Genomic DNA, 26,589 nt, shown 5'->3' with positions numbered 1-26,589 from the left:
CAGTTTTACAGCCTGCCATCCGCTTTAGCTCCCAGTATTCCTTTGACATCATAAACAACACTGTTGGCTTTTTTTAAGGCCGCAAAATCAAGTGTGGCAAATTCTTTATGTGCCACTCCAAGTACAATAGCATCAAAAGTATCAAAAGGAAGATTATTAAAAGTTTCAAGGGCATATTCATGCATGACCTCAGCCGGGTTTGCCCAAGGATCGTAAACGGATACTGTGATTCCGTATTCTTTGAGCGATTTAATTACATCAACAATTTTAGTATTGCGCACATCAGGACAATTTTCTTTGAATGTAATGCCGAGCATCAATATTTTAGACCCGTTTACAATAATCCCTTTCCTTATCATTAGTTTGACAACCTGGGATGCGACATATTCGCCCATACTGTCATTAAGCCGCCTGCCAGCAAGGATAATTTCCGGGTGATAACCCACTTCCTGTGCTTTCTGGGCCAGATAATACGGATCTACACCTATGCAATGCCCTCCTACAAGGCCCGGCCTAAACGGAAGGAAATTCCATTTTGTGCCTGCGGCTTCCAGGACGGCATGTGTATCGATACCCATACAGTTGAATATTTTTGAAAGTTCATTTACAAAAGCAATATTAATATCGCGCTGTGAATTTTCAATAACCTTTGCTGCCTCGGCTACTTTTATGGTTGGGGCCAGGTGGGTACCCGCGGTAATTACCGATTTATACAGGGCATCCACTTTCTGCCCTATTTCCGGTGTAGATCCTGCAGTAACTTTAAGTATCTTTTCCACGGTATGTTCTTTATCGCCGGGGTTAATCCTTTCAGGCGAATACCCTGCAAAAAAATCTATATTAAATTTCAGGCCACTCACACGCTCGAGTACCGGTACACACTCTTCCTCTGTGACACCGGGATATACGGTAGATTCATAAATTACAATATCACCTTTCTTAAGTACTTTACCCACCGTTTCACTTGATTTGTAAAGCGGTGTAAGGTCGGGCCTGTTATTTTTGTCTACAGGTGTTGGAACCGTCACCACATAGTAATTGCAGTCCCTAATATCATCAATATCAGTAGAGCAGAAAAGGCCTTTTTCCTTTGAAGGGGCATCAACAAGCACAGACTTTAGCAGGCTATCTTCAACCTCAAGCGTACTGTCTTTCCCGGCATTGAGTTCATCAACTCTTGCCTGGTTGATATCAAACCCTATAACAGGATATTTGGTAGCAAATAACCTCGCTAAAGGCAGCCCTACATATCCTAATCCTATTAATGCTATTTTCATATACTATAATAAGGTGTTCAAAATTTTATTTTAAATTTTCCCAATACCACTTAACAGCCTGTTCAAGACCTGCCGAGAGTGAGTATTGCGGACTATAGCCTAATAGATTCTTGGCCTTATCAATACTCGCAAGGGAATGTGGTATATCGCCAGTTCTTACAGGGCCATACATAACCTCAACCTTTGCAATAGCAGGGTCGAAACGGGTTAAATATTGTTTTAGATACTTTATTAAATCATTGAGTGTGGTGCGGTCGCCAAATGCCGTATTGTACACGGTATTAACTGCCTGTGGGTTATCAGTAACCATAGCAAGCTCATTCATTTGTATCACATTGTCAATGTAGGTAAAATCACGTGAATAATTGCCGTCACCATTGATAACCGGGCTCTCATACTTCATGAACTGCATTACAAATTTTGGTATAACGGCAGCGTAGGCGCCGTTTGGATCCTGGCGCCTTCCAAAAACGTTGAAATAGCGGAGCCCTATAGTTTCAATACCGTATGTTTTGCTGAAGACATCGGCATAAAGTTCATTTACATATTTGGTAATGGCGTAAGGAGAAAGGGGCCTGCCGATTGTATCCTCTACTTTTGGAAGCGATTCAGAGTCACCATAGGTTGATGAGCTTGCCGCGTAAACAAACCGTTTTATGCCGGCATTTCTTGAGGCGATGAGCATGTTAAGAAATCCGCCCACATTAACATCATTGCTGGTTGCAGGGTCTTTTATAGAGCGGGGCACCGAGCCTAAGGCTGCCTGGTGAAGTACATACTGCGCGCCCTCCACGGCTTTTTCACAATCGGCAAGGCTGCGAATGTCGCCCTCAATTAGCGTGAAATTGCTGTCAGACAAATGATGTTCAATATTCTTTCTGTGTCCCGTGGCAAAATTATCAAGGCATGTCACTTTATAACCTTTGCCTAAAAAATAATCGCACAAATTTGAGCCAATAAATCCTGCGCCGCCCGTAATAAGGATTTTTGTATTGGAATTATCCTGCATCAATAAAGAAGTATTTTTAAATTAAGCCTCTGTTTGTCAGTTTTGCAAATATAAATACTTATCTCATAAATCAGTGCTTTTTAAAGGCTTCACCACACTTTTCTTATTAATTCAATAATAAGGTCTTATTCTTATGAAATTGAGACCGGCTTTATAATTTATTAATTGGAATTGTTATTTTACTAACCTTTTTAAGTAAAGATAATTACGAATATATTATTTTGCGTTTGTTAAGAAATTATTTTGCCAGCGAATTTTCAAATGGAACACGGTGGAGTATGCTCCTGCCAAGGGTAACCTCATCGGCAAATTCCAGCTCATCCCCAACTGCAATACCACGCGCAATAGCCGATGTTATTATACCTGTATCTTTTATTTGCCTGTAAATATAAAAGTTGGTGGTATCGCCTTCCATAGTTGGGCTCAGGGCGAATATTAGCTCCTTTACCGTGCCGGTTTTTACCTTGTCCACAAGTGATGCTATGGTTAGCTGGCCCGGGCCTACTCCGTCAATAGGCGATATTTTGCCTCCCAAAACATGATATATGCCCCTGAACAAGTTTGTATTTTCTATAGCCATGACATCCCTTATATCCTCCACCACACATATCACCGACCTGTCGCGTAGCGGATTAGCGCATATTTCACAGGTATCGGTGTCCGCAATATTATGGCATTGGGTACAAAATTTTATATCTTCACGCATGCTTTGCAGCGCTTTTGCCAGCATCTGCGTCTGCTCTGTGGGCTGCTTCAGCAGGTGCAGTGCAAGCCTTAGGGCAGTCCTTTTCCCAATACCCGGAAGCTGTGAAATTTCAGCAACCGCTTTTTCCAGTAATTTTGACGACATCTCCATAATAATGCAAATGTACTAAACTGGCAGTTAACTGGCGGTTTTTGGAAACGTTTAAGATGCTGTGGTTTCAGTTTTTTTTAGTTGTTTTGCAACATACAATATATTTTACATGAATTCTGCAACCATATTATCTATAATTATCCTTTATTTCGGTATACTAATCCTCATCTCAAGGCTGGTAAGCCGTAAAGACAGCAGTAACGACACTTTTTTTAAGGCTAATAAAAATTCAAAATGGTACCTGGTAGCCTTCGGGATGATAGGCACCGCCCTTTCAGGTGTTACGTTCATTTCAGTTCCGGGAGAGGTTGGCGCACCCAGTGGCGCGCAGTTCAAATATTTCCAGTTTATAATTGGGAATGCCATTGGTTTTATCATCATTGCAAAGGTGCTGCTGCCGCTATATTATCGCCTGAACCTCACATCAATATACACCTACATTGAGGGCAGGATGGGATATTTCAGCTACAAAACTTCGGCAACCATTTTCCTTATCAGCCGTACTATTGGCTCAGCATTCAGGCTATACCTGGTGGTACTCGTGCTCCAGCGATATGTATTCGATGATTTTGGGGTACCCTTTGCCGTTACCGTACTTATATCGCTATTGCTTATTTTTGCCTATACTTACAAAGGGGGACTAAAAACTATTATAATTACCGACACACTGCAAACACTTTTCCTGGTTTCATCGGTATTTTTTACTATTTACTTTATCTGCGACAGCCTTAACCTTAGTTTGCCCGAGGCTTTTGAAACCGTTAAGAAAAGTAACTATTCCAAAATTTTTTTCTTTGAAGATTTTATAACCAACCGCTTTCACTTTATAAAACAGGTACTGGGCGGAATTTTTGTAACTATCGCTATGGTGGGGCTTGACCAGGACCTGATGCAGAAGAACCTCAGCTGCAAAAATATTGGTGAAGCACAAAAAAACATGTTCACCTTTACAGGGATTTTTGTAATAATTAATCTTTTTTTCCTGGGTGTAGGGGCGCTGCTGTATATATTTGCCGAAAATAATGGTATTGCTGTTCCCGAGGTGAATGGCACACCGCGCACTGACCTTCTTTTCCCGGAAATTGCATTTAACCACCTGGCACTCATACCATCAATTATTTTCCTTTTAGGGCTAACCGCAGCCACATTTGCCACTACTGATTCGGCACTTACGGCATTAACCACATCATTTTGTGTTGATTTTTTAGGAATGGATAAGGAAGAAAACCTTAAAAAAGAAAACAATATAAGGACCCGTCACATGGTACACTTATTATTTTCACTGGCAATGTTCCTGGTAATCATCCTGTTCAATTATGTGAATGATGATTCTGTAGTGAGCATGATTTTCCGCATTGCCGGGTATACTTACGGGCCGTTACTTGGCCTGTATAGTTTTGGGCTTTTCATGAAGAATTTTGAAGTGCGCGACAGGCTGGTTCCGCTTGTATGCCTCATATCTCCGGCTGTAACCTACTTTATCAGCGCTTATTCTTCAACACTGCTGGGTGGTTACACTTTTGACAATGAGCTAATCATTATAAACGGCATGGTCACTTTTATACTCTTGCTGTTTATAAGCAGGAAGCATAACGCTAATACTGGTTTATCGAAAGCATAACCAGCGTACAGCCGGTTTCAACAGCTATGCCGTTTTCCTTAAGCAGGGAATAAAACTCAGGGTTTTCAGTGCCAGGGTTGAAAATAACCCTCCTGGGCTTCAAGCCAATAATATAATCATAATACTGGCGCTGGTTCATGGGATTAAGGTAAAGTGTTACAGTATCAACACCGTCATACTGGACCTGGCCTTTCTCTATTTTTATGCCGTCAAGCTCATCAGCTTTTTTACCTATAGCTACTACAGGGTGTCCGTACCTCCGCAGCATGTTGATGGCCTTGTAAGCATATCTTGAGGGCTCTGTTGAGGCGCCCATTACCAGTGTTTTTTTGTGTGTAGCCATACGAATGGATTTTTTTTATAAAGTTAGCCAGTGCAGAAATAACAAGCTATATTTTTAGTGTATTGCTAACATTTACTCTTTGTATTCATAATTCGCAGGCAGCATGTCCCCCGCCTTTAGTTCTGAAATATAACCGCCAAACATTACTTCGCTTATTGGTGAATACAACCCGAACCTGTCTACATAAAACACACCATCCCTGAGTATAAAAACTGATCGCTTGCTGCCCCTGTAAAGTAGGTTATAACGTACTGTCGACATTAGAGTCTGCTTTTTTGGCTCTGCAGCTAAGTTAAGTGTATCCCTTACAAAAATAGTTGAGGGTTTATAGACTTTGCCGGTTATCTTTTTCACATTGAGTGTATCTTTCACTTGAAAATACTCCTTAGGATTAGCCCTAAAGCCGTCAACATAAAGTTCAAAACCCTGGTTATACCAGTCTTGCGAAGCAATTGTCTTCATGAGGTGTGTGGCAGAACCCAGATACGATTTTTTCCTTTTTTTGTCTGCTGAACCATTTTCGGAGAGGTCTTTAAAAAAGGTGGTGCCCGCAAAAACACTTCTTTCCACATCGTCATTATCGAGGGTTTTCTTTCGGTATTTTACCCCGAAAGTGGCTAAATCAAACTGTACATCATATTCCAGTTTTTTATTCTTTATACGCAGTGGCTTTTTGGCTTCGGCGGTAAGGGTGTAGGTATTGTTATCATAGTACAGTAGGATATCATCTTCATTTTCAATATCACAGGACAATGCAACAGAAGATTTTCCTAAAAAAAGTTCACGAAAAGCCGCTAGCATCTGCTTCCGGGTAAAAGTCGCCTTTGCGTTGATTACTAATTCCTTAATGTCTAATATATCTTCTTCTAAATAGATTTTTAGAGGACTTTTATCTCCAAATGGATTTTGAATACGTGCGGTTTTATACCCTATAAAACTTACCACCAGTATCCCCGCATTGCGGTCGCCCGTATTCAGGACAAAGTGGCCATTGGCATCAGTATCAGTAGAAAATGTTGTACCGTCGAGGTATACAAATGCACCCGGAAGGGGCAGGTTTTTATTATCATATACCAATCCCGCAACCTGCTGCGCATACATGGTTATAGGCCCTAACAAAAGAAGCACAATAGAGATGATACCTTTCATTTACATCCAGTTTTTTAATTGCATGTAAATATAATAATTGCCTCAAATATAACAGTAGGGAGGAAACCCTGACAGGCCTTGAAAACAAATTGTTCCAAATACCAAACCCTAAGGGTTTTGAACTAAAATAAAGTTTAAAATGAACAGGCTAAAGAAGCATCAAGCGGTACTATACCGATATGATTTATTTTCAGCTGCCGGCGGTATCTTTAATAACTTTTTTTTCAAACACCCCTAAAAGTATGATATTATCGCCGGTGGGCCGTTCTCCTGCAAATCCTCCTGTATGGTGCGGTAACTGATAGCAATGGCCCCTGTTAACCAAACTTGATTTCAAGGATATCAATTTCATCCTCAGCAATTTCATTATTATTGTCAGGGATAACATTAACACCGGCAATACAGAGCGATCTGACTCTTTTAGTTCCTTTAGCAAAAAGGCTTTCAAAATTTTTAGGGTGGAGCATAAGCATTACATTCCCGTTAAGTGCATTGGCAAGGATAAAATTTTTAATTGTGGCAAGGTCAATATTCTTTTTCATACTAAAATATGTTGTGGTTGATAGCAATACAAAGATGCTGCACAAACCTTTAAAGTTTTGGTAAGAAAAAGCCAATAAAAATTTAAATTTAAAAACGCCTGGCCGGGAATCATTTACCATACTATCATAGCCGCAAAATAATCGGTATCATTACTGTAATCCTGCTTTGCAATATTGATACCGATTACCGTATATGCGGCATTATGTGGCCCGCTAATCTCAAAACTACCTGTTGACTGGTGTTGCCTGAGAAAAAGTGCCATATCAAGTGCTGCGGCATCTTCTTCGGGCAGTAGCACAAAAAGGTCTATCACTGTGTCCTCACCTTTGAAACTGGCTTTACCTTCAAAGTTTTTCAGCTCGTCATACAAATCTTTCGCTTCCTGGTAATCCATAGCCATATTTTTAATAAGCATTATTTCACATACCTCACAAGCCAGTTATACAGCCTTTCGGCATCTTCTTTTTTAAACAATGTGGTGCCTGGGTTCATGGTAGCTGCTGTACCGCAGGCCACACCCATACGCGCCATGTCGGCCAGGCTGCCGCCTTGAGCCATTATGGATACCATACCCGCAACCATACTGTCGCCTGCGCCTACCGAACTACGTTTTTTTACTGAAGGCGCGGGTACATGTATACTTTGTGCGGCTGTAACCACATAGGCGCCCTGTGGCCCCATTGACACCACGACTACTTCAGCTTTTCCCGCTTCGATAAGCTCTTTTGCTGCTTCGTCAGCAGAATCATTATCAAGTTCTCCCCTACCCGACAGCCTGCTCAGTTCACCGAGGTTTGGCTTTATCAGGTAAACTCCCGCATCAAGCGATTCTTTAAGCGCGTCACCCGAAGTATCCAATATGACTTTTGAGTGCTGCTGCTTTAGGCTATTAATAAGATTACTTAAAAAACCTTTACTGATACCGGGTGGCAGGCTGCCGCTGATAACTGCGATATCGGGCGTAGGTTTTTGCGCCAGTATTTTCCTGGAAAGCTGGCCGGCTTCACCATCGGTTATACCTGCGCCCGGCATGCCAAACCGGTACTGTTCATTGGTAGCCGAATCAACTACTGTAAAATTTTCACGGGTTTCTCCCTCTATACGGAATGGTATGGCACAGATACCTTCACTATCCACAAGTGATTCAAGCAATGCCCCTGCCCTTCCACCGGAGGTAAATAAGGCGGAGGAAGTTATGCCCAGCCTTATGAGCCCACGGGAAACGTTGATACCGCCACCTCCCGGCTCATAAACCGGCTGCAAGCAGCGCAGTTTCTTTTCAGGCTTGATGCCTTCAACAATAGTGCTTTTATCAATAGCCGGATTAAGGGTAATGGTAAGGACAGTTTTAGACATGGCTTATTTCTGGTTGTAAAATTACCAAACAGTGGGGCATAAAGCACTTAACACACTGTTAAACTACTGGAGGAATCTTTCAAGTATACTGTACTCATTACTGATCTCGATATAGTAACAGCCTTCGGGGATTTCTATTTCAAACTGTGCAATATCAGGCTCTGTAAACCCCCTTTTCAGTAATTCTTCACGGGTGTGCAGCAGGACAGGCTCGTCGCCTACATAGTAAAGGTTATGCTCAGACTTTATAATTTCATTAACATTACCCGAAATACCGTAATCAATGGAATTATACATAAGGTCTTTATCCAGTTCATCTTCCGAAAGTTTATTGATCCAGTCTTTGAAATCACGTAACTTCATCTGCATAATAGTTTTAATTAAAATACCTTGGGGAGCGCATTTTAAAAGCGTAAAATATGGTGTTAAAATTATTAAATATATGCTAATAACTATTATATATTTTGACAGTTTTTTTACAAAACATACTTTGTTTATGTTTTAATTAAAATGTAAATGTCCTAAATGTAAGGTTTATGCGGGGATGTTTTACCTTTACAGATTTAAGGAGGCTGTGCTGCCAGTGTTTTTGTGTACTTCCCTGCATTATCATCAGGTCGCCATTACCCAGAACTAGTTCAGCCTTTTCCTTAGTTATTTTATGCCTGAATGCAAATCTTCGGGCAGCCCCGAGGCTTAATGAAGTAATTACGGTATTCTCGCCAAGTTCTTTTTCGTCATCACTATGCCATGACATCCCTTCTTCTCCCGAATGATACAGGTTAAGCAGGCATGAATTAAAAACAGTGCCCGAATGTGCCTCTGCAAGCATTTTCAGCTCCAGCAGTCCTGCCGTCCATGGCAATGCGGTGCGGGTCACGTTTGAATAAGTATAAGAGAAATCAGAATCGCCAAACCAGGCAACTTTTCTTTTGGTAATAATTTTTTTTCCATAAATAACCACTTCATCGTTCTTCCACGGTATGGTTGCCATCAGGAGGTCAAAATACTGTTGCGCCTCCGGTTGGGAAAGTACCGCCCCGCAAAAGATGGCTTCCCCATCATAAGGGAGAAGGTTAGGCATAATTCCCGGAGTGGTAAATAGATCCATATCTTTGTATTCAGTGCTTAAAATTACAGTAATGCATCGGCATTTAAAACTTTAAATGTTAAATTGTCATGGCTGGATATGAAGAAACCCGTGAAAACGTTTTTTATAGTAATACGATGAAGAATCTGGATACCCGTCATATCATTTTTCATATACTGATAGCGCTGTATATGCTATGGCTGGTAGTGTATGGCATCTTATTATATATTACGCTTCATAATGCTTCCGGCAATGGCAACCCCTCCCTGAACAGGGCGCTTATGCTCTGGGTTTTCTTCAATCTGCTTATGGGCAGCATATTGTTTATAGTCATAAGGCTTTACCGCAACAAAACGGTGCTTAACAGGCTCGTCCTTTATTCTTATTGCTTTATGGGCGCTGCCACTGTGGTTATTTTAACCGTAATAAAAATGTATTATAAATAGCCGCATCAGCCTTACGGCCAATGCGGCAACCAAATAAACAACCCAATTTCATACTCCTGGTATGTAAAAGCTGTTACTGTCCATTTTTTGATTTACTGACTGATTGTTCTTTGTAGATGAAAATATCAGTGAAAGGTTGCTTTAGTGAAGCAAAAAACAAATTTAAATTTTGGGTTAAAATTTATTATAGGGTATTGCGACAGGATAATTGTATATTTGCGTTTATTTTAATGATGATGGACAAAAAAACTGAAGAATTTTACCAGAGGCTGAAGCAGGAACTTATGGATTCAGCTACCTGGCCTGCCGAATACCTGTTTAAATTTATAGTACCTTCAGACGAGGAAAAAATACTAAAAATAGAAAACTCCTTTGACCAGATGGGCGCCGTAATAGACACTACGCAGTCTAAAACCGGCAAGTACACGAGCGTATCTGTAAATGTACGCATGGCAAGTGCGCAAAGTGTTATTGACAAATACATAGAGCTTTCAGGTATTGAAGGCATAATCTCCCTTTAAATATTACGGAATATGCAAAACACAAAAGAAGCAGTTACTTTTCTTGAATATAATTCAGAAAGGCCAGGCCTTAGGATACCCGAATACGGGCGGCACCTGCAAAAGCTTATAGAACAGGCTGTAGCACTGGAAGACCGTGAAGAGCGAAATAAGGCCGCAAAATATATCATATCAGTTATGGGAAGCCTTAATCCCCATTTGCGGGATGTACCCGATTTTCAGCATAAATTATGGGATCAGATATTCATAATGTCTGACTTCAGGCTGGATGTTGACTCGCCCTACCCAATACCGTCACGCGAAATGCTGGCACAAAAGCCCGACAGGCTCGGCTACCCGCAAAACTTCCCCAAGTACCGCTTTTATGGCAACAATATTAAATACATGATTGATGTAGCCAATAAATGGGAAGATGGCGAAATGAAGAACGCCCTCATCATCGTGATTGCCAACCACATGAAAAAATCATACCTAAGCTGGAATAAAGATACCGTAACCGATGAGGTAATATTTGAGCACCTGCTGGAACTCTCCGGAGGCAGCATAAACCTGCTTAAGACTAATGAGGAGCTTTCTAACACAAACGAACTGATGCGGGTAAACAAAAAAATGTCGAACAAAATGCAGTTCAACAACCCCAAACAGAAAATGCAGCGCAACAGTAACGGGAAAAATAACCAGAATAACAAAAACAGGAAAAACTAATTCTTTTACGCTTACATGGGAACATTTAAAATTGAAGGAGGAACACAATTAAAAGGTGAAATTACGCCCCAGGGCGCAAAAAACGAAGCACTACAGGTACTGTGCACCGTATTGCTCACCCCACAGAAAGTAACCATAACCAATATACCCGATATTATTGATGTAAACAAGCTCATAAAGCTGTTGCAGAACCTTGGCGTGAAAACCGAAAAACTGGGCCACGGCGCATATACTTTCCAGGCAGATGAGGTAAACCTAAGCTACCTCGAGTCAGAAGCTTTCAAAGAAGAAGGAAAATCTCTGCGCGGCTCCATTATGATTGTTGGCCCGCTGCTGGCACGTTTCGGCAAAGGCTACATTCCTAAGCCTGGGGGCGACAAGATTGGACGCCGCAGGCTGGATACCCACTTTGAAGGATTTATAAATCTTGGGGCCAAGTTCCGTTATAATAAAGAAGACTACTTTTATGGTGTAGAAACCGATGGCAGGCTCCGGGGCACCTACATGCTGCTCGACGAAGCATCAGTGACAGGCACGGCTAACATAGTGATGGCCGCAGTACTGGCCCAAGGCAAAACAACAATATATAACGCCGCCTGCGAACCTTACCTCCAGCAGCTTTGCAAAATGCTCAACAGCATGGGCGCAAAAATAACTGGCATAGGCTCCAACCTGCTTGAAATTGAAGGCGTGGAAAGCCTTGGCGGGTGTGAACACAGGATACTGCCCGACATGATTGAAATAGGCAGCTGGATAGGGCTGGCCGCCATGACGCGCAGCGAAATAACCATTAAAAACGTAAGCTGGGACAACCTGGGCATTATCCCCAATACGTTCAGGAAACTGGGCATTACTATAGAACGCATAGGCGATGACATACACATACCGGCACATACCGAAGGTTACGAAATACAGAACTATATTGACGGCTCCATACTCACCATTGCCGATGCCCCATGGCCGGGCTTCACGCCGGACCTGCTGAGCATTGTCCTGGTAGTCGCCACACAGGCACGCGGAAGCGTACTGATTCACCAGAAAATGTTTGAAAGCCGCCTGTTCTTTGTGGACAGGCTTATTGATATGGGCGCCAAAATCATCCTTTGCGACCCGCACAGGGCCACCGTAATCGGGCACGACTTTAAATCACAACTCAAAGGCATCATGATGTCATCACCCGATATACGTGCGGGCATATCACTCCTTATCGCGGCACTTTCCGCAAAAGGTACCAGCATCATCCAGAACAGTGACCAGATTGACCGTGGATATGAACGCATAGACGAACGGCTCAGGGCGCTCGGAGCAAAAATTGAAAGGATAAATTAATTCAGGGCTGCTGCGGCAGCCCTCAATTTTTATCAGGCCCGCACATATTGTGTCACAGAATTCATTAACTTTAATTAAGGTTTTTTTATAATTTAATTACAACATAATCCGTGTTTTAATAAGTATTTTTATACAATAACTAAAAATACAGAATTATGGCACTTCCTAAAAACCAGTCATCAGCAAAAAGGAATTTCTCTAAGTATGACATGTCCGGTACGGACCCGAACCGGTACGCATCAATATCAAACATCAAAGAAGCCGAACCTTACCTGCACGAGAACAAAAAAAATATTATCCCCGGCCTCAGGATAAACGTGGGTACCCCGGAACGCATATTTATGATTGCGGCAGGCAGCTACCTGTTATACAGGGCATTTATCAAAGACCACAGCACCGGTAAAAAAGCTATTGAAGGTATTACGGCAGGAGCCATGCTGTTCAGGGGTGTCACCGGCTACTGCCCCGCTTATGCCTTGTTTGAAGGCGCTGCAGGAGATGTATAGACATTCCATTATATACCATGCCCCCGGATGCTGCCCGAAAAGCAGGCAAAATATTGCTTAACCCGTATTTGAGAAGACACTCAAAAAATATGTAAAAGGCCTTAAAGGACATAGAAAACAAGGGGTGCTCCCTTAAGCCACTCCCTGAATCAACAATAAAACTTAAGTAGTCAAACCTATCGCATCTGGATTCAATTATGCAATATGTTTTTCTGGAGAGGCAGGCAAAGTGCACTTTTTAAAAGGCTTGGTCGCGCTGTCCGCTATATATCCCCGCCGCAAAAGCGGGCGGCGGGGAGGATGCCGCTGCCATCGCGGCTAATACACACACAAAGGCTTTCCGGCCGTCATTTTAATTTTTTTGGGCAATACGGCATGTTGTTATAACTTAAGGGTGGCCGTAGCCGCAAAGAACAACACATCTTTACCGGCACCGGATTCTTTCAAATACCTGCCGGCATCAAACCACGTACCCTCTGCCTTCAACTCTATAAATCCGTTTACCGCATAACCTGCCTCAAAACCAAGCTGGTTGCCAATATGGCTCCTACGGGAGTTACGCCCCGTATAAATCAGCGCTGTATTGGGCGAGTAGATACCGTCATTAAGGCTGGCCCTCCAGAAAAAGTCATAATCCAGCCCTATAGCTATCTTCTCCGTAACCTGCAATTCGGCAAACGGATGCACATCAAACAGGTTGGCAGGCCCTATAAGCGCCGCCAGGCCAAAATAAGCACCACGCGGAAACAGCGGGTTAAAGGTGTTCAGGCTGTTATCATCATACTCCCTGTCGCCGGATATATATTCAGTCTTTATTCCCAGCACAGGCTTCAGGGGCGTATCATTAAACTGGTAGGAACTGTTAAGTGATACGGTCCAGGCACTGATTGCCTTATCTTCCGAAGAACCGAACTGGTACAGTGCTTCAGCGTCATGCTTCCAGCCAGCTTTCTTACCCGAGAACCTCATACCTGCCGAATGTCTTGTTTCAGTTCCTGCTGCATCATCAAAAATACCACGTTTACGATAAAGCCCCAGATAGTACAGGTCGATAATAAAGCCCTGATGTAGCCTGATAATATTATAAAAACCCCATAGTTTGGTGTCAGGGTTCATCCTGTCGTTAAAATTGCCCTTAAAGTTGCGTACAAACTGGCTGTAGAACGCATCGGCCTGCCAATCCTTGGTATTATATATAACCTTTACCGCATCAAAAGACTGCCGGCTGTTGGGGCCTTCCCGCACCGCAATAAGGCGTTGCGACCCGTAAAGGAATTCCTGCCTGCCGGCCCTTAGCGTAAACCTGCCTGCTACAGCATCGGCAAAAAACTGGTGCAGTTCCAGCGGGTTGTGCTCCAGCGGGTTCGGGTCTATACGGCCCGATGCCAAGCTGCTCTGCAACTGCGTAAATACCCTGAATGCTTTGCTAAACCTTACATCTGCATGAAGCAGTGAGCGTGTGAGCAGGTAACCGTCATGATCATCCGGTGCATCGCCCCAGTTCTCATTATCATAAAACTGGTATTGCAGCCGCAACTCACCTCCCACCGAAAGTGCAATGGCGGGCTCAGCACTAAGCTGTGTGTATTTCAGTTTTTTGTAAAAACTTTTAACAGTATCATCAGCATACAGGGCATGATCCTCTTCATAACGCAATGGCCGGAAGCTGATTTCCTGCCCCCGCAGGTAGGGGCAATAAAGTGCAAGCAGGGCTGTTAATAGTGCCGCTTTCATAATACTACTTTCTCCTGCCCTCAAAATATGCATCAACGGAATACCTGCCGCCGCCAACAGCTGCTATAAACAAAAAGCATAGGCTGTACATAAAAGGTACATCTTTAACCAGCAACGGATCGTTCCAGTGTACTACAAAGTAGCCTGACAATGTTACGGCAAGCACAGGGAGGCAGGCCAGCCTTGTGAATAGCCCGATAATAACGAATAGCGGAAACACAAGGTTTGAGGCAATGGCAAAATATTGATTAAGCGCTTCAGGCAAGCCGAAAGGATTAGGAACTGTTTCGGCTATACCTGTACCGACACCGATTTTCTTGAGTCCGTGTACCACAATAAGCTGCACTGATACTGCCACGCGGAACAGGAGCATAGCTACATCAAAATTGAGTTTCTTTATATTGAAAAATAAACGTGCCATAACTTATCTGTTTTGGTAACCACCATAAAAATTAACCGGGCTCCACCCGGGCAGGGCGCGTGGCAGCGCAGGTGCATGTGCCTTAAAGCCCCCGTCGCCATAAACTATTTTACCTCCCAATACCGTAAGTAACGAGGTAATACCGGGTATCTTTTCAGCATCAACCGTAAAATAATCTTCGGAAAGAAGTATAAAATCCGCCAGGTGGCCTTCCTTTATCATACCCCTGTCATGATGAAGGTTTACCAGTTTGGCGCTGCCTTTCGTAAACAGGGCTAATGCGGTTTCCCTGTCAAGCAGGTTGGCATCGGCCATGTGTTTAAGGCCTCCCACCGTTTTGCCCGTAGTAAGCCAGTACAACCCTATCCACGGGTTGTATGAGCTAACCCTTGTGCCGTCTGACCCCATACCTACCGTAATTCCCATATCGATCATCTGTTTTACCGGCGGGGTAAATTCTGCTGCTTTCTTTCCGTAGCGTTTTATAAAGCTTTCGCCCTGGTAAGCCATCCTGTGCTGTATAGCAATGCTCCCGCCCAGCTTTTTTACCCGTTGCAGGTTTGCTGCCGAAATTGTTTCAGCATGGTCGAAAAACCAGAGCAGCCCGTTTAAAGGTGTTTCGACATTTACCTCCTCAATAACGTTAAGGAAACGGGTTATGCTTTCATCATAAGTGGCATGCAGCCTGAAAGGCCAGCGGTTTTTAACCAATGTGCTTATAACTGCTTTCAGCTGTGCTTCCATTGCAGGCGGCAGGTCGGGCCTGGGCTGGTCAAAATTCTCAAAATCGGCAGCTGTGGCAACAAGGTTTTCACCTCCACCCTGCACAAAATATTCCACACTGCCCCATTTACCAAAGTTCTTCACAGCCTTTCTTTCAGCTGAAGCCTCACAATATCCTCCTATTTCCACTTCGGTTATCCATTTGGTATAATCTGACAGTTCTGTACCTGCTTTTTGTGCAAAAAGATAAAAAGGCAGCCTTACGGTAAGCTCATTACGCTTATTGAGCAAATCGGTTATGCCATAATCATCAGGGTAGTTCTGGAACCCCCCGCCGGCATCCATTATTGAGGTTATGCCCAGTCGGTTAAGTTCTGCCATATATAATCTGGTGGAATTCAGCTTTTCTTCCTGCGAAAGTTCTGGCAGCTTTGCCAGCGTTGAATACAGCAGGAAAGCGTTCGGTTCTGCCACCAGCAGCCCTGTAGGCTCACCATTTTCATCTTTTTGTATCAGTGCGCCTTTGGGGCTTGGAGTATCAGCAGTAATATTAAGTGCTTTCAGCCCCGCCCTGTTGAGGTAGGCATGTCCGTACAGGTGCAGTACAAAAGCCGGCACCTGCCCGGTAGCTTCATTTATTTCCTGCAGGGTTGGCAACCGCTTTTCTTCAAACTGGTAGGCATTCCAGCCGCCAACAACACGTACCCACTGCCCCGCGGGAGTGCGCTGTGCCTGCTCGCGGAGCATTTGCAGCGCCCTTTTTAGCGACCTAACCCCATCCCAACGCAGTTCAGCATTATAAAAGCGCCCGCCCCTGATTACATGGAGGTGGCTGTCAAAAATTCCGGGCACCAGTGTTTTTCCCTGTGCGTCAATCACTTTGGTCTTCTTATTTTTTAATGTAAATACTTCTGCAGTAGTACCCACTTTAATAATCCTGCCGCCTGATACCGCTACTGCCTGTGCCACAGGGAGGGCATCATCAAGCGTATGCACCGAAGCATTATGCACAATAAGGTCAGGCGCTGCTTTTTGTGCCATAACAGGCAGTGCAGCGATAAGGAAGAAAAATAACTTTTTCATAGTACCATAATTAAAATACCCCCGCCTTGCGGCAGGGGTATCAGGTTAAGCATTACTTTTTCTTACCCTCCTGCGCGTTGAACATCTCTTTGGCATACTTAATACCAAGGCCGTAACCGCCACCGTGTTCTTTGGCAATATCATTTACAGGATTGTAGGTTTCCTGCCTTGCCCAGTCTCTCTGCAGCTCAAGCATGTACTGAAGGCTTGTCATCGGTTGTGCGCCTGCCTGTATCATCCTTTGTACTGCCATATCGTGCGCTTCTTTTGATACGCCTCCGCAGGCATCAGAAATAAAGTAAACTTCATATCCCTCATTAAGCGCACTTAATACCGGGCCTACTATACATACTTCTGTCCAAAGGCCCGCAAAAACAATTTTCTTTTTGCCCTTGCCGGTAATAGCTTTGTAAGCTGCGGGGTCTTCCCATGTGTTCATGGTAGTCCTGTCAATTATCTTTTCATTAGGGAAAGTATCCGTAATTTCAGAGAATAATGGCCCACTGAATGTTTTGGCTGCCACAGAGGTAAGCACAACCGAAACATTAAATGTTTTGGCTGCTTTTGAAACCAGTGCAGCATTGTTCCTTATACTTTCAATACTGTGTGACTGGGTTGCAAAGGCCATTTGGGGCTGGTGGTCAATAAGCACAAGAGTGTGGTTTGACGGGCTTAATAATTTTGGAGAAGGCTTTTGTGCGAAAGCCACTGTGGTTAGCAATGCTGCAGCGATAGTTAAAACTGTGTTTTTCATAGAAAAGTGATTTAGTTATTTTTTAGTTATTTTACTATTACTCGTTTAATAACATCACAAATTTCTGCCATGTTTACATCCTGCGCATTGAACCAGATTAAGAAAAAACTTATATTACATTACCCGGCTAGCTGTATCCATTGAAACTGACTGCAAAATCTATACAAACATAAGGATTCAGTATAATAAAATATTACTTATTAATTAAAAAATCTTACAGTTACCTATGTAAGCATTTCTATTTCTATATCATTCAATTATTATTTTTAAACTTGGAAATTCCGTCTTTCAGCCAGGCCTCGTATGTGGCTATATCGGGTGTGTAAGCTACAGGCTCGTTAAGGTTTTGCCCATCATGGCCCATGAGTACATAGTAAGGCTGGGCATTGATGCTGTATTTTGTTATCTGGAAATCACTCCATTTATTACCAATAGTCTTAACTTTTTTACCTGTAGTTTTGGAAATATAGTGTTCATTTTCAGGTAATTCTTTCTTATAGTCAACATACAAAGAAATAAGCACGACATCTTTGTTCAAAACAGACAGAACCCGCTCATCAGACCATACATAATCTTCCATTTTGCGGCAGTTTACACAGGCGTAACCCGTAAAATCAAGAAGGACAGGCTTATTGACTTTTTTTGCATAAGCCAACCCTTTATCATAATCTTCAAAAGCTATGATGCCATGCACCGAAGCTTTAGCCCCTTCCGGGAGTGCTCCATCTGTTGCGCCGCTTGCAGGCGTACCAAAACCAAATGGCGATTCGCTGTAATTTGATGGCGGCGGGAAGCCGCTGATAAGCTTGAGAGGCGCACCCCACAAACCAGGTATCAGGTAGACGGTAAACGCCAATACAAGCAAGCCCAAAGACAACCTGCTTACTGAAATATAGCTCAGGGGAGTATCATGAGGAAGGGAAATTTTGCCAAAAAGATATAGTGCCAGCGCCCCAAATATAGCTATCCAAATAGCAAGGAAAGTTTCCCTTTCCAAAATATGAAGCTGTAATACCAAGTCTGCATTAGATAAAAATTTAAATGCCAGCGCCAGTTCAAGAAATCCAAGAAAAACCTTTACTGTATTTAACCATCCCCCTGATTTTGGTAAACTATTCAGCCACCCGGGGAACATGGCAAACAACATGAATGGAAGTGCCAGCGCAAGTGAAAAGCCCAGCATCCCAATTACAGGGGCAATACCGCCTTTTGAAGCAGCATCAACAAGCAATGTGCCCACTATGGGGCCTGTGCATGAAAATGAAACAATAGCGAGGGCAAGGGCCATAAACAATATACCTACAAAACCACCCCTGTCGGCCTGCCTGTCAACTTTGTTGGCCCATGAGTTGGGGAGCATTATTTCGAAAGCCCCAAGGAAAGAAAATGCAAAAACTATAAGTAAAACAAAGAAAATAACGTTGAACCAAACATTTGTAGATAAAGCATTTAATGCGTCAGCACCAAAAATAGCCGTTACTATGGAACCCAGCACCACATAAATGATGATTATGGAAATTCCATAGAAAACAGCGTTCCTGATGCCTGCGGCCCTTGATTTGCTTTGCTTAGTGAAAAAGCTCACCGTCATCGGTATCATAGGGAAAACACACGGTGTGAGTAACGCCGCAAAACCTGATATAAAGGCTATTAGAAAGATTGAAAGCAGCCCTTTTTCAGCTTCATTACCAGAAGTAAGTGAAATATTTGCACCAGCTTTTGCATCTTGACCAGCCACAGTATCCTTAACTGCCGCCGGGGCCGGCTCATCAAAAGAAATCACTTCTTTGGCAGTTAACGCTTTAAGGTCGAACTCAAAGAGCTTGTTCTGCTGAATGCATACATCTTTACAGACCTGGTAAGCCAGTTCAACCTGAACTAAGGTATTAGCAGTATTGGTAACCTTTATTTTTTGCCTTAGCTGCGCGGTATTTTCCCAAAAGGTTTCATCTACCCCAAAAACATCATTAAAAGCTGTGCGTGTTTTACTTTCTTCGGCTTTACCAACCGCTTCATAGTTATTTTTGTTGTTATTAAAAAGCACTTCCAGAGGGTTAACCCCACCTTCGGGTGTGTACTGAGAATACATGTGCCACTTAGGCTCTATTACAGCATCAAACACTAAAACATATTCTGTATCTGATGTTTTCTCAAGTTTTGAAGTCCACTTTACCGGGTCAAGCACCTGTGCATGGCCACCTATAAATACGAACAAAAATGCTATACAATAAATAATCTTCTTCATTTTAAAGAACTTCTATTTTTATTATTTGTGTTGTGTTATTATCGGGTTTAAAGCGCTCATCTGCGCGTTTGTTTATTATCCATACAACCTGGCTGCCGGAGCATAAGAGCCAGGCACCCTCCTTTTCGCTTAAAGACATTTTTTCATCTTTAAAATACTTGGAAACCTTCTTTTTCTGCCCGTTCATACCGACAGGATAAAAATAATCGCCTGCCTGCCATTTTCTTACAAATAACGGGAATTTAAGTTTTTCCTTATCGGCATAAAGGGTATTTTTAAGCGAATCTTCAGAAACACCCGTAACATCTGAAACAGATAACCGGAAGGCAGTACTGATGGTGTTCATCCCCTCATATATCTCGTGTACGGCGACTTCATCTTCAACAATACGCTCCAGGATAAGGATTTTGCGGTCTTTAAGCAAGCGGTAGGGCCCGGCAAGGACATATTTGCCCGGCTGCGCATCTGCCAGTGCATAAATGTCTTCCCACGCCGTAAAACCAAATGGGCTAAGCCACCGGTACAGGTATGCCCGGTAATTAGTAAGCCGCGCCAGCTCCCGTATATCAATGTGTTTCCTGCCTTTATGTTCTGTTACAACCTGCCTGTAAACCAAAATTGCAGCATCATCCGCAAGTGATTTTGCCTGTTGCAGGTTCTTAAGTGTCTGCTGAAACGATTGTCCAAACAACGGGTTTAAGGACTTCAGTACCGGGACTACATCATGCCTCACCCGGTTGCGCAGGTATTTATCGGTAGCATTGCTGCTGTCCTCGCGCCATATAATACTATTTTCCCGGGCATAAGCCTCAACCTCTTCCCGAGTAAAAGGCAATAGCGGGCGCACAATGGCTTCATTTTGCTGCGGGATGCCTGTTAAGCCTTCCAGCCCGGTCCCTCGGGTAAAATTTATTAAAAACGTTTCAGCAGAATCATCCAGGTGATGTGCCGTGAGCAGGTAGTCAAGCCCGTTTTCCCGTAATAGCTCATTAAACCAGCCGTAACGCAACTGCCTTGCCGCCACCTGGAGCGATAGTTTATTATCAGTAGCAAAAAGCATCGTATCAAAGTGGGTTATATAGACGGGAATATTGTTACAAGATGCATAGTTGCGCACAAAATCTTCATCAGCGTCGCTTTCTTCACCCCGCAACATGAAATTGCAATGTGCAATAGAAAATGGATAATCAAGCTGTTTTAAAAGATGCGCCAGTACCATACTGTCGATACCGCCGCTACAGGCCAGCAGGAGTTTTTTGTCCTTTAAAAACGGGAGATTAACTTTTAGATGATCTTCAAACCTGGAAAGCATGTACAAAGTTACAATTTTATTCCCGTTCCAGCACACGCCGCATCGCCCCCGCTTTCAGCAGGCACTCCTCATATTCCTGTGCCGGGTCGGCTTTGGCCGTAATGGCGCTGCCTACAGAAAAGGAGACATACTGCCGTTCCTCGTTATATAAAATACTGCGGATAACTACATTAAAATCAAAATCACCCTCAGGCGTAAAGTACCCAACCGCACCACTATACAGCCCGCGGCGGGTTTCTTCCAGCTTTTCGATGATCTGCATTGCCGAAATTTTTGGCGCTCCCGTCATGCTGCCCATCGGGAAAGAATGCCGGATAACCTCAACAGGTGTAACGCCTTCAGCAACCTGTGAAACAACTGTAGATATCAGGTGGTGCACCTGTTTGAACGTGTAGGCACCGCACAGTTCTTCCACTGCTACCGTACCCCTGGCTGCCGTTCTTGACAGGTCGTTCCGCACCAGGTCAACAATCATTATGTTCTCGCTGCGTTCCTTTTCATTTATTGCAAGCTGCTGTTTTATAGCATCATCTTCCGCCATATCTGAAGTTCTTTTTGAAGTACCTTTAATTGGCTGAGAGATAACCTTGTTCCCTTCTTTCCGCAGGTAACGCTCCGGCGAAGCTGACAGGAGGTATTGCTTATGATGCTTTAAGAACACTGCAAACGGCGGCCCTGAAATTTTATTTAGTTTTTGATAAACAGAAACAGGCGCTATGCTGGCATCTTCAGCGTAAAACTCCATGCAAAAATTGGCTTCATAAATATCGCCCCTGTGTATGTGCGCCAGCATTTGCCCCACTTTCTCTAAATATTGTTGTTTAGAGATACGCTGCCTGATATTGGTCAGCGGCTGTGAATCCGGTACCTGCAACCCTGCCTTTGTAATTTGTTCAAAATCAGCTTCAATTTCATCATCACACAGCTTCAGGTAGTGCACTTCAAGCTGCCGGCCTTTTAGCAGGAAAAGTTTTTTCGGCTGGAAGAAAAAAAGGTCTGGGAACTGTAGGCCGTCAAAATTATCTGAGGCCAGGCCCTCAACATCATTCTTAAGATCATACGAAAGGTACCCAAAAAGCCAGTCGCCTGTAATTTGCCGGTAGGTGTCCAGCTCATCAAAAGCATTTTCATAATCCGTTTTAACGGAAGTAAAGGCATCAACAGCCAGCACGGCATCATACGACGAATACTGCTGCTTATAATCGTTACTATCCAGGAATACTACTTCCCTGAACTGCTGCGCCCATTGCAGCAACTGTTGTTTGAAATGTTCTGGTTTCTGAACGGCGAATGTAGCGGTGGTTCTCAAGATTACTAATTCTATTTCAAAATTACAGTATTTTTACTACTTTTGAAATATGAGATCAGAACTGGCATCACATATCAATCAAATTAAAAAGCTTTGTGCTGATAACAAAGTAAGGTCTTTATTTGCTTTTGGTTCTGTAACTACTGATAAATTTAATCCTGAAAGCGATATTGACATGATTGTTGATATTGATTCTGAAGATCCGCTGGAGTACTCTGACAGATACTTCAATCTTAAAGAACAACTCCAAAAACTGCTTCACCGGAGAATTGACCTGCTTGAGAACAAATCTCTTAAAAACCCGTATCTGAGAAAACAAATTGATGAAACAAAGGTTTTGATTTATGGATAACCAAATCAAAACGTGGCTTTCTGATGTACTTCAGGCTATTGAAGAGATTAATTCGTTCCTTCCTGAAAAAAGAAATTTCCTTGATTTTCAGCATGATCTGAAAACAAAGCGTGCCATTGAGCGAAATGTAGAAATTATTGGGGAAGCAATAAACCGAATTTTAAAAACTGACCCAACCTACCCTATTGCCAATGCGAGGAAGATTGTTGACACCCGCAACAGGATCATACATGGCTACGATACAGTTTCAGAAGATATAATTTGGGCAATAGTAATACGTGACCTACCCCTGTTAAAAACAGAAGTTGAAGAGTTACTGCAACAATAAAAAAGATTATTTATTTTTCTTCGGGTTCTGCCTTGTATCAAAAATCCTGTTTATATAGATCTTTGATTTACCGGATCTATATGTAATTTTATAATGTCCTTCAATTAGTTTCCGATACTTTCTTTTAAGATGTGAAAAATCATCATCAGGAGCACCAATTTCTGTAAAATCAAAAGACGGATTTTCAAGAAAATCAGCTTTAGCAATTATCTTTAAAGTAATTTCAGAAGCTTTATTATCGCCAAGTAATTCACTATTGAATAGGTCTATTTTCTGTAAATCTTTTAGCGCCCTTTCAGTCCAGTATAATTGCTTCATTATTTTCTCCAGGAAGCCACAATGTCCTTAACCTGCTGATGCGTTAAAACCCTTCCGGCCTTGATATCCGCCTCTGATTCGGCTATCATTTTGTCATTTTCGGACTTAGCCAGGTAACTTTTAAGCATATTGTAAAAGCCCTTAACAGTAGCAGCATCCCCTTTCTCTATAATTTCATGAAGCTCTTTCTTTATCTCTAAGGTACTCATAGCAAAAACATTTATACAAAAGTAATAAAAATCCATTTAAGCTAAAAACGCTGCAAACAACGTTTGTTATTCAGCAATAAAAAACCCACTCTTTCAAGTGGGTTGATTATAATAACTATATGATTTTTTAAATGTGCAGTGCCCTGTTATCGGTAGCGGCAAGCGCGGCTTCCTTCATAGCCTCGGCGTAGGTTGGGTGCGCGTGGCTCATGCGGGAGATATCTTCAGCCGAAGCCTTGAACTCCATTGCCGTTACTGCCTCGGCAATAAGGTCGGCAGTACGGGCGCCTATCATGTGTATGCCCAAAACCTCATCGGTCTTGGCATCGGCCAGTATTTTAACAAAACCGTCGGTGTCCATACTGGCGCGGCTGCGTCCCAATGCCTTGAACGGGAAGGTACCTGCTTTGTACTCCACCCCTGCCTCTTTCAGCTGCTCTTCGGTTTTGCCAACTGCGGCAACTTCCGGCCAGGTGTACACCACACCAGGGATAAGATTATAGTCGATATGCGGCTTCTGGCCTGCAAGGGTTTCGGCAACAAATACACCTTCTTCCTCTGCTTTGTGGGCAAGCATGGCACCTTTAACCACATCGCCTATAGCGTAAATGTTTGGTACGCTTGTCTGCAGGTGGTCGTTCACCTCGATTTGTCCGCGCTCTGTAATTTTTACTCCGGCAGCTTCAGCATTAAGCCCGTCAGTATAAGGACGGCGGCCAACTGATACCAGTGAATAATCACCGTCAAGCGTAATCGTTTCGCCTTTGGCATTCTCGGCCTGCACCTGCACACCTTCGCCGTTGCGCTCCACCGACTTCACTTTGTGGCTGGTGTAGAACTTCATGCCCTGCTTTTTAAGCACTTTGGTAAGCTCTTTAGAAAGCGCACTGTCCATACCCGGAATAATCCTGTCGAGGTACTCCACCACTGATACTTCAGCGCCCAGGCGCAGGTACACCTGGCCCAGCTCAAGGCCTATAACGCCCCCGCCGATAATTATAAGGTGCTTAGGCACTTCCTTCAGCTTAAGGGCTTCGGTTGATGTTATGATACGCTCTTTGTCAATCTTTATGAACGGAAGCGTTGAAGGCTTGGAGCCTGTAGCGATAATGGTATTTTTAGCTTCGATAGTTTCTGATGAGCCATTGTTCTTTGTTACTTTTATATGCGTGGCGTCTTCAAATGACCCAAGGCCTTCAAAAACGGTTATCTTGTTCTTGTCCATGAGGTATTTTACGCCACTTACATTCTGGTCTACCACGCCCTGCTTGCGCGCTATCATCTGCTGAAAGTTCACTTTTATCTCACCCGGGATGTCGATACCGTGCTCTTTAAAGTGCGTGATGGCATCATGGTAATGGTGCGATGAATCCAGCAGCGCTTTAGACGGGATGCAGCCCACGTTGAGGCAGGTGCCGCCAAGGGTTGGGTATTTTTCGATAATTGCTGTATTGAAACCCAGCTGTGCACAGCGGATGGCTGCCACATAACCGCCCGGGCCTGAACCTATAACGACTACGTCAAATGAACTCATGCTATATCTTTTTTGTGTGTTTTGATTTTGTAAGGCAAATTTAGGGATTATGATTTATATGGGCGGAATAAAAGGGTTTATTTTTTTCCTCACCCCGGCCCTGTGAAAATGAGAGGGAGGAGCTGCCCAATAAGCTAATGCCCACCACCCTTATTATGAAGATAAAATACATTGTAAACCATGATTATTGTCAGCTTTTACGGCATTTGTCCGCCTTACTTTTGACCTGTAATTCTAAACACAAATACCATGAGAAAGTTATTCTTTTATGCTGCCTTAGCCTTTTTAAGCACATCTGTAATGTTTGCCCAGGAAGAACAAAAAAATGATGGCTTTAACCGCTGGATGATACGCGCCCGCGGCGTAGGGGTTATACCTAACGAAAGCGCAACCATAGGGATTATAGGAGGTGATGCCGCTATTTCGTCTACTTTTATACCGGAACTTGACTTTACTTACTTTTTTACTAAAAATATTGCGGCTGAGCTTATACTGGGCACATCGAAGCATGATGTTAACACCGAAGGCTCTAACATCACTGCCATAGGCGGGCCTGCCAGGGCAGACATTGACCTGGGCAGTGTACGCCTGCTGCCACCTACCCTGACGGTGCAATACCACTTTTATACCTTTGACGGCGTGTTTAAACCCTATGTGGGCGCGGGGATAAACTATACTATTTTTTATGATGTTAAAGCCGGAAATACGGTAAAAGATGTTGACTATGACAACAATGTAGGCTTTGCCCTGCAACTGGGCTTTGATGTGAAGGTGAGCGATAAATTTTATATTAATGCCGATGTGAAGCAATTGTTCCTGAATACTGACGTAACCGTTGATGCCACTAACCTGGCACCAGGGCTGAAAATACCTGCCGAGGTAGATATTAACCCGCTGCTGCTGGGTGTGGGTGTAGGGTATAGTTTTTAAAAATCCTGATACTTATGAGAAGCCGCCTTGCGCGGCTTTTTTTGCTATGCCTACAGGGATGGCAGGATGATTATATTCTGTATAAACGTATATTTCGTTACGATTAATCATAATTTATTTATGCAGGGCGATGCTACAGGATAATGAAATATATTTCCATTACTTCAAAAAAAGTTCAGGATAGATAATCATAACTAATCTTATAAGTATGCGTAGCTGAGGCTTTAGATAAATAAAAAAACCCTCCATTGCTGAAGGGTTTCTTTATTTATTTAAGCCTGTCCCGCAGGACCGAAACTCAAAGGAAGCGGCGGCTGTTCCGTATCGCTGATTACGCCGTGGGCGCTCTCAAAGCGGTGGATGTTCTCGCCTAAAGCCTTCAGCAGGCGCTTGGCATGCTGGGGCGTTAATACTATGCGCGATTTTACTTTCGCCTTTGGAGTACCGGGCATAATACTCACAAAATCCACAACAAACTCTGATGCCGAATGGTTGATGATGGCAAGGTTACTGTAAGTCCCTTCGGCCGTTTTCTCGTCCAGCTCAATGTTTATTTGTCCGGGCTGTTGCTTCTGTTCGCTCATAA

The 26,589-nt window shown here is 43.2% G+C and carries 30 protein-coding genes; 9 read left to right on the top strand and 21 right to left on the bottom strand.

Going from position 1 to position 26,589, the window contains the following annotated elements; genetic code table 11:
* Positions 1 to 5 precede the first annotated feature (5 nt).
* The 3 genes from CHU92_RS14555 to recR all read right to left on the bottom strand — a co-directional run bounded on the left by CHU92_RS14555 (position 6) and on the right by recR (position 3,142).
* Entirely contained in the window at positions 6 to 1,277 is a 1,272-nt protein-coding gene (locus tag CHU92_RS14555; RefSeq protein ID WP_094416834.1) for a nucleotide sugar dehydrogenase, read from the bottom strand.
* A 25-nt stretch (positions 1,278 to 1,302) separates the two neighbouring features.
* Complete coding sequence (locus tag CHU92_RS14550) at positions 1,303 to 2,286, bottom strand: SDR family oxidoreductase (RefSeq protein ID WP_094416832.1); 984 nt, start codon at positions 2,284 to 2,286, stop codon at positions 1,303 to 1,305.
* 238 nt (positions 2,287 to 2,524) lie between these two features.
* Positions 2,525 to 3,142, bottom strand: coding sequence for a recombination mediator RecR (gene recR, locus CHU92_RS14545; protein WP_094416830.1), 618 nt, complete (start codon positions 3,140 to 3,142; stop codon positions 2,525 to 2,527).
* 109 nt (positions 3,143 to 3,251) lie between these two features.
* Between recR and CHU92_RS14540 the strand changes: the two genes are divergently transcribed.
* On the top strand, positions 3,252 to 4,763 hold the full coding sequence (locus tag CHU92_RS14540; protein WP_094416828.1) for a sodium:solute symporter: 1,512 nt from the start codon (positions 3,252 to 3,254) through the stop codon (positions 4,761 to 4,763).
* Here CHU92_RS14540 and CHU92_RS14535 read toward each other — a convergent pair.
* The 7 genes from CHU92_RS14535 to CHU92_RS14505 form a co-directional block, all read right to left on the bottom strand.
* Positions 4,738 to 5,106 (bottom strand): CoA-binding protein, encoded by a 369-nt coding sequence (locus CHU92_RS14535; protein ID WP_094416826.1) that lies wholly within the window; start codon positions 5,104 to 5,106, stop codon positions 4,738 to 4,740. The two genes, CHU92_RS14540 and CHU92_RS14535, sit on opposite strands and share 26 nt — an antisense overlap.
* A gap of 72 nt (positions 5,107 to 5,178) precedes the next feature.
* Positions 5,179 to 6,255 carry a carboxypeptidase-like regulatory domain-containing protein gene (locus tag CHU92_RS14530; protein ID WP_094416824.1) on the bottom strand — a complete coding sequence of 359 codons (1,077 nt, stop codon included), beginning with the start codon at positions 6,253 to 6,255 and terminating at the stop codon, positions 5,179 to 5,181.
* Positions 6,256 to 6,572: 317 nt separating this feature from the next.
* Positions 6,573 to 6,797 carry a hypothetical protein gene (locus CHU92_RS14525; RefSeq protein ID WP_129583103.1) on the bottom strand — a complete coding sequence of 75 codons (225 nt, stop codon included), beginning with the start codon at positions 6,795 to 6,797 and terminating at the stop codon, positions 6,573 to 6,575.
* A gap of 113 nt (positions 6,798 to 6,910) precedes the next feature.
* Positions 6,911 to 7,192 (bottom strand): hypothetical protein, encoded by a 282-nt coding sequence (locus CHU92_RS14520; protein ID WP_165764676.1) that lies wholly within the window; start codon positions 7,190 to 7,192, stop codon positions 6,911 to 6,913.
* A 20-nt stretch (positions 7,193 to 7,212) separates the two neighbouring features.
* Positions 7,213 to 8,154 carry a 1-phosphofructokinase family hexose kinase gene (locus tag CHU92_RS14515; RefSeq protein WP_094416819.1) on the bottom strand — a complete coding sequence of 314 codons (942 nt, stop codon included), beginning with the start codon at positions 8,152 to 8,154 and terminating at the stop codon, positions 7,213 to 7,215.
* 63 nt (positions 8,155 to 8,217) lie between these two features.
* Positions 8,218 to 8,523, bottom strand: coding sequence for a hypothetical protein (locus tag CHU92_RS14510; protein ID WP_129583102.1), 306 nt, complete (start codon positions 8,521 to 8,523; stop codon positions 8,218 to 8,220).
* A gap of 136 nt (positions 8,524 to 8,659) precedes the next feature.
* Positions 8,660 to 9,265, bottom strand: a complete 606-nt coding sequence (locus CHU92_RS14505) for an alpha-ketoglutarate-dependent dioxygenase AlkB family protein (protein WP_094416815.1) — start codon at positions 9,263 to 9,265, stop codon at positions 8,660 to 8,662.
* A 68-nt stretch (positions 9,266 to 9,333) separates the two neighbouring features.
* Between CHU92_RS14505 and CHU92_RS14500 the strand changes: the two genes are divergently transcribed.
* From CHU92_RS14500 to CHU92_RS14480, 5 genes are all read left to right on the top strand, one after another.
* Positions 9,334 to 9,690 (top strand): hypothetical protein, encoded by a 357-nt coding sequence (locus CHU92_RS14500; protein WP_094416813.1) that lies wholly within the window; start codon positions 9,334 to 9,336, stop codon positions 9,688 to 9,690.
* A gap of 236 nt (positions 9,691 to 9,926) precedes the next feature.
* Positions 9,927 to 10,211, top strand: a complete 285-nt coding sequence (locus CHU92_RS14495) for a DUF493 family protein (RefSeq protein ID WP_094416937.1) — start codon at positions 9,927 to 9,929, stop codon at positions 10,209 to 10,211.
* Positions 10,212 to 10,223: 12 nt separating this feature from the next.
* Positions 10,224 to 10,916: a DUF4290 domain-containing protein gene (locus tag CHU92_RS14490; RefSeq protein WP_094416811.1), complete on the top strand. Its 693-nt coding sequence runs from the start codon at positions 10,224 to 10,226 to the stop codon at positions 10,914 to 10,916.
* A gap of 15 nt (positions 10,917 to 10,931) precedes the next feature.
* Positions 10,932 to 12,245 carry a UDP-N-acetylglucosamine 1-carboxyvinyltransferase gene (murA, locus tag CHU92_RS14485; protein ID WP_094416809.1) on the top strand — a complete coding sequence of 438 codons (1,314 nt, stop codon included), beginning with the start codon at positions 10,932 to 10,934 and terminating at the stop codon, positions 12,243 to 12,245.
* A 155-nt stretch (positions 12,246 to 12,400) separates the two neighbouring features.
* Positions 12,401 to 12,751: a YgaP family membrane protein gene (locus tag CHU92_RS14480; protein ID WP_243389616.1), complete on the top strand. Its 351-nt coding sequence runs from the start codon at positions 12,401 to 12,403 to the stop codon at positions 12,749 to 12,751.
* A gap of 381 nt (positions 12,752 to 13,132) precedes the next feature.
* On the opposite strand, the gene CHU92_RS14470 is transcribed toward CHU92_RS14480, so the two are convergent.
* From CHU92_RS14470 to CHU92_RS14440, 7 genes are all read right to left on the bottom strand, one after another.
* Positions 13,133 to 14,485, bottom strand: coding sequence for an alginate export family protein (locus CHU92_RS14470; RefSeq protein WP_094416805.1), 1,353 nt, complete (start codon positions 14,483 to 14,485; stop codon positions 13,133 to 13,135).
* A gap of 4 nt (positions 14,486 to 14,489) precedes the next feature.
* Entirely contained in the window at positions 14,490 to 14,906 is a 417-nt protein-coding gene (locus tag CHU92_RS14465) for a DoxX family protein (RefSeq protein ID WP_094416803.1), read from the bottom strand.
* 3 nt (positions 14,907 to 14,909) lie between these two features.
* The gene (locus CHU92_RS14460) at positions 14,910 to 16,712 is read right to left on the bottom strand and encodes an amidohydrolase (RefSeq protein ID WP_094416801.1); all 1,803 of its coding nucleotides are present in this window, start codon (positions 16,710 to 16,712) and stop codon (positions 14,910 to 14,912) included.
* A 52-nt stretch (positions 16,713 to 16,764) separates the two neighbouring features.
* The gene (locus CHU92_RS14455) at positions 16,765 to 17,466 is read right to left on the bottom strand and encodes a hydrolase (RefSeq protein ID WP_094416799.1); all 702 of its coding nucleotides are present in this window, start codon (positions 17,464 to 17,466) and stop codon (positions 16,765 to 16,767) included.
* Positions 17,467 to 17,719: 253 nt separating this feature from the next.
* Entirely contained in the window at positions 17,720 to 19,711 is a 1,992-nt protein-coding gene (locus CHU92_RS14450) for a protein-disulfide reductase DsbD family protein (RefSeq protein ID WP_094416797.1), read from the bottom strand.
* Position 19,712: 1 nt separating this feature from the next.
* On the bottom strand, positions 19,713 to 21,023 hold the full coding sequence (gene tilS, locus CHU92_RS14445) for a tRNA lysidine(34) synthetase TilS (protein WP_094416795.1): 1,311 nt from the start codon (positions 21,021 to 21,023) through the stop codon (positions 19,713 to 19,715).
* A 16-nt stretch (positions 21,024 to 21,039) separates the two neighbouring features.
* Positions 21,040 to 22,332 carry an anthranilate synthase component I family protein gene (locus tag CHU92_RS14440; RefSeq protein WP_094416793.1) on the bottom strand — a complete coding sequence of 431 codons (1,293 nt, stop codon included), beginning with the start codon at positions 22,330 to 22,332 and terminating at the stop codon, positions 21,040 to 21,042.
* Between the two features lie 49 nt (positions 22,333 to 22,381).
* On the opposite strand from CHU92_RS14440, the gene CHU92_RS14435 reads away from it, so the two are divergent.
* Both CHU92_RS14435 and CHU92_RS14430 read left to right on the top strand, forming a co-directional pair.
* Positions 22,382 to 22,684 carry a nucleotidyltransferase family protein gene (locus tag CHU92_RS14435; RefSeq protein WP_094416791.1) on the top strand — a complete coding sequence of 101 codons (303 nt, stop codon included), beginning with the start codon at positions 22,382 to 22,384 and terminating at the stop codon, positions 22,682 to 22,684.
* Positions 22,677 to 23,012, top strand: a complete 336-nt coding sequence (locus CHU92_RS14430; RefSeq protein WP_094416790.1) for a HepT-like ribonuclease domain-containing protein — start codon at positions 22,677 to 22,679, stop codon at positions 23,010 to 23,012. Before CHU92_RS14435 ends, CHU92_RS14430 begins: the two co-directional genes overlap by 8 nt.
* A gap of 6 nt (positions 23,013 to 23,018) precedes the next feature.
* Here CHU92_RS14430 and CHU92_RS14425 read toward each other — a convergent pair whose 3' ends face one another.
* The 3 genes from CHU92_RS14425 to lpdA form a co-directional block, all read right to left on the bottom strand.
* Entirely contained in the window at positions 23,019 to 23,330 is a 312-nt protein-coding gene (locus CHU92_RS14425) for a type II toxin-antitoxin system RelE/ParE family toxin (RefSeq protein ID WP_243389615.1), read from the bottom strand.
* Positions 23,330 to 23,539: a hypothetical protein gene (locus CHU92_RS14420; protein WP_094416934.1), complete on the bottom strand. Its 210-nt coding sequence runs from the start codon at positions 23,537 to 23,539 to the stop codon at positions 23,330 to 23,332. The genes CHU92_RS14425 and CHU92_RS14420 overlap by 1 nt, the downstream gene beginning before the upstream one ends.
* 127 nt (positions 23,540 to 23,666) lie before the next feature.
* Positions 23,667 to 25,073 carry a dihydrolipoyl dehydrogenase gene (gene lpdA, locus CHU92_RS14415; RefSeq protein ID WP_094416786.1) on the bottom strand — a complete coding sequence of 469 codons (1,407 nt, stop codon included), beginning with the start codon at positions 25,071 to 25,073 and terminating at the stop codon, positions 23,667 to 23,669.
* Between the two features lie 249 nt (positions 25,074 to 25,322).
* Between lpdA and CHU92_RS14410 the strand changes: the two genes are divergently transcribed.
* Complete coding sequence (locus tag CHU92_RS14410) at positions 25,323 to 26,003, top strand: OmpW/AlkL family protein (protein WP_094416784.1); 681 nt, start codon at positions 25,323 to 25,325, stop codon at positions 26,001 to 26,003.
* Positions 26,004 to 26,275: 272 nt separating this feature from the next.
* Here the strand turns inward: CHU92_RS14410 and CHU92_RS14405 are convergent, their stop codons facing one another.
* The gene (locus CHU92_RS14405) at positions 26,276 to 26,587 is read right to left on the bottom strand and encodes a DUF3467 domain-containing protein (protein ID WP_094416782.1); all 312 of its coding nucleotides are present in this window, start codon (positions 26,585 to 26,587) and stop codon (positions 26,276 to 26,278) included.
* Positions 26,588 to 26,589 lie beyond the last annotated feature (2 nt).

It is taken from the genome of Flavobacterium cyanobacteriorum, from assembly GCF_002251835.1.
GTDB lineage: Bacteria > Bacteroidota > Bacteroidia > Flavobacteriales > Flavobacteriaceae > Flavobacterium > Flavobacterium cyanobacteriorum.
The sequence above is the reverse complement of the archived record's forward strand: the minus strand, read 5'-3'. Positions and strand labels throughout refer to the sequence as shown.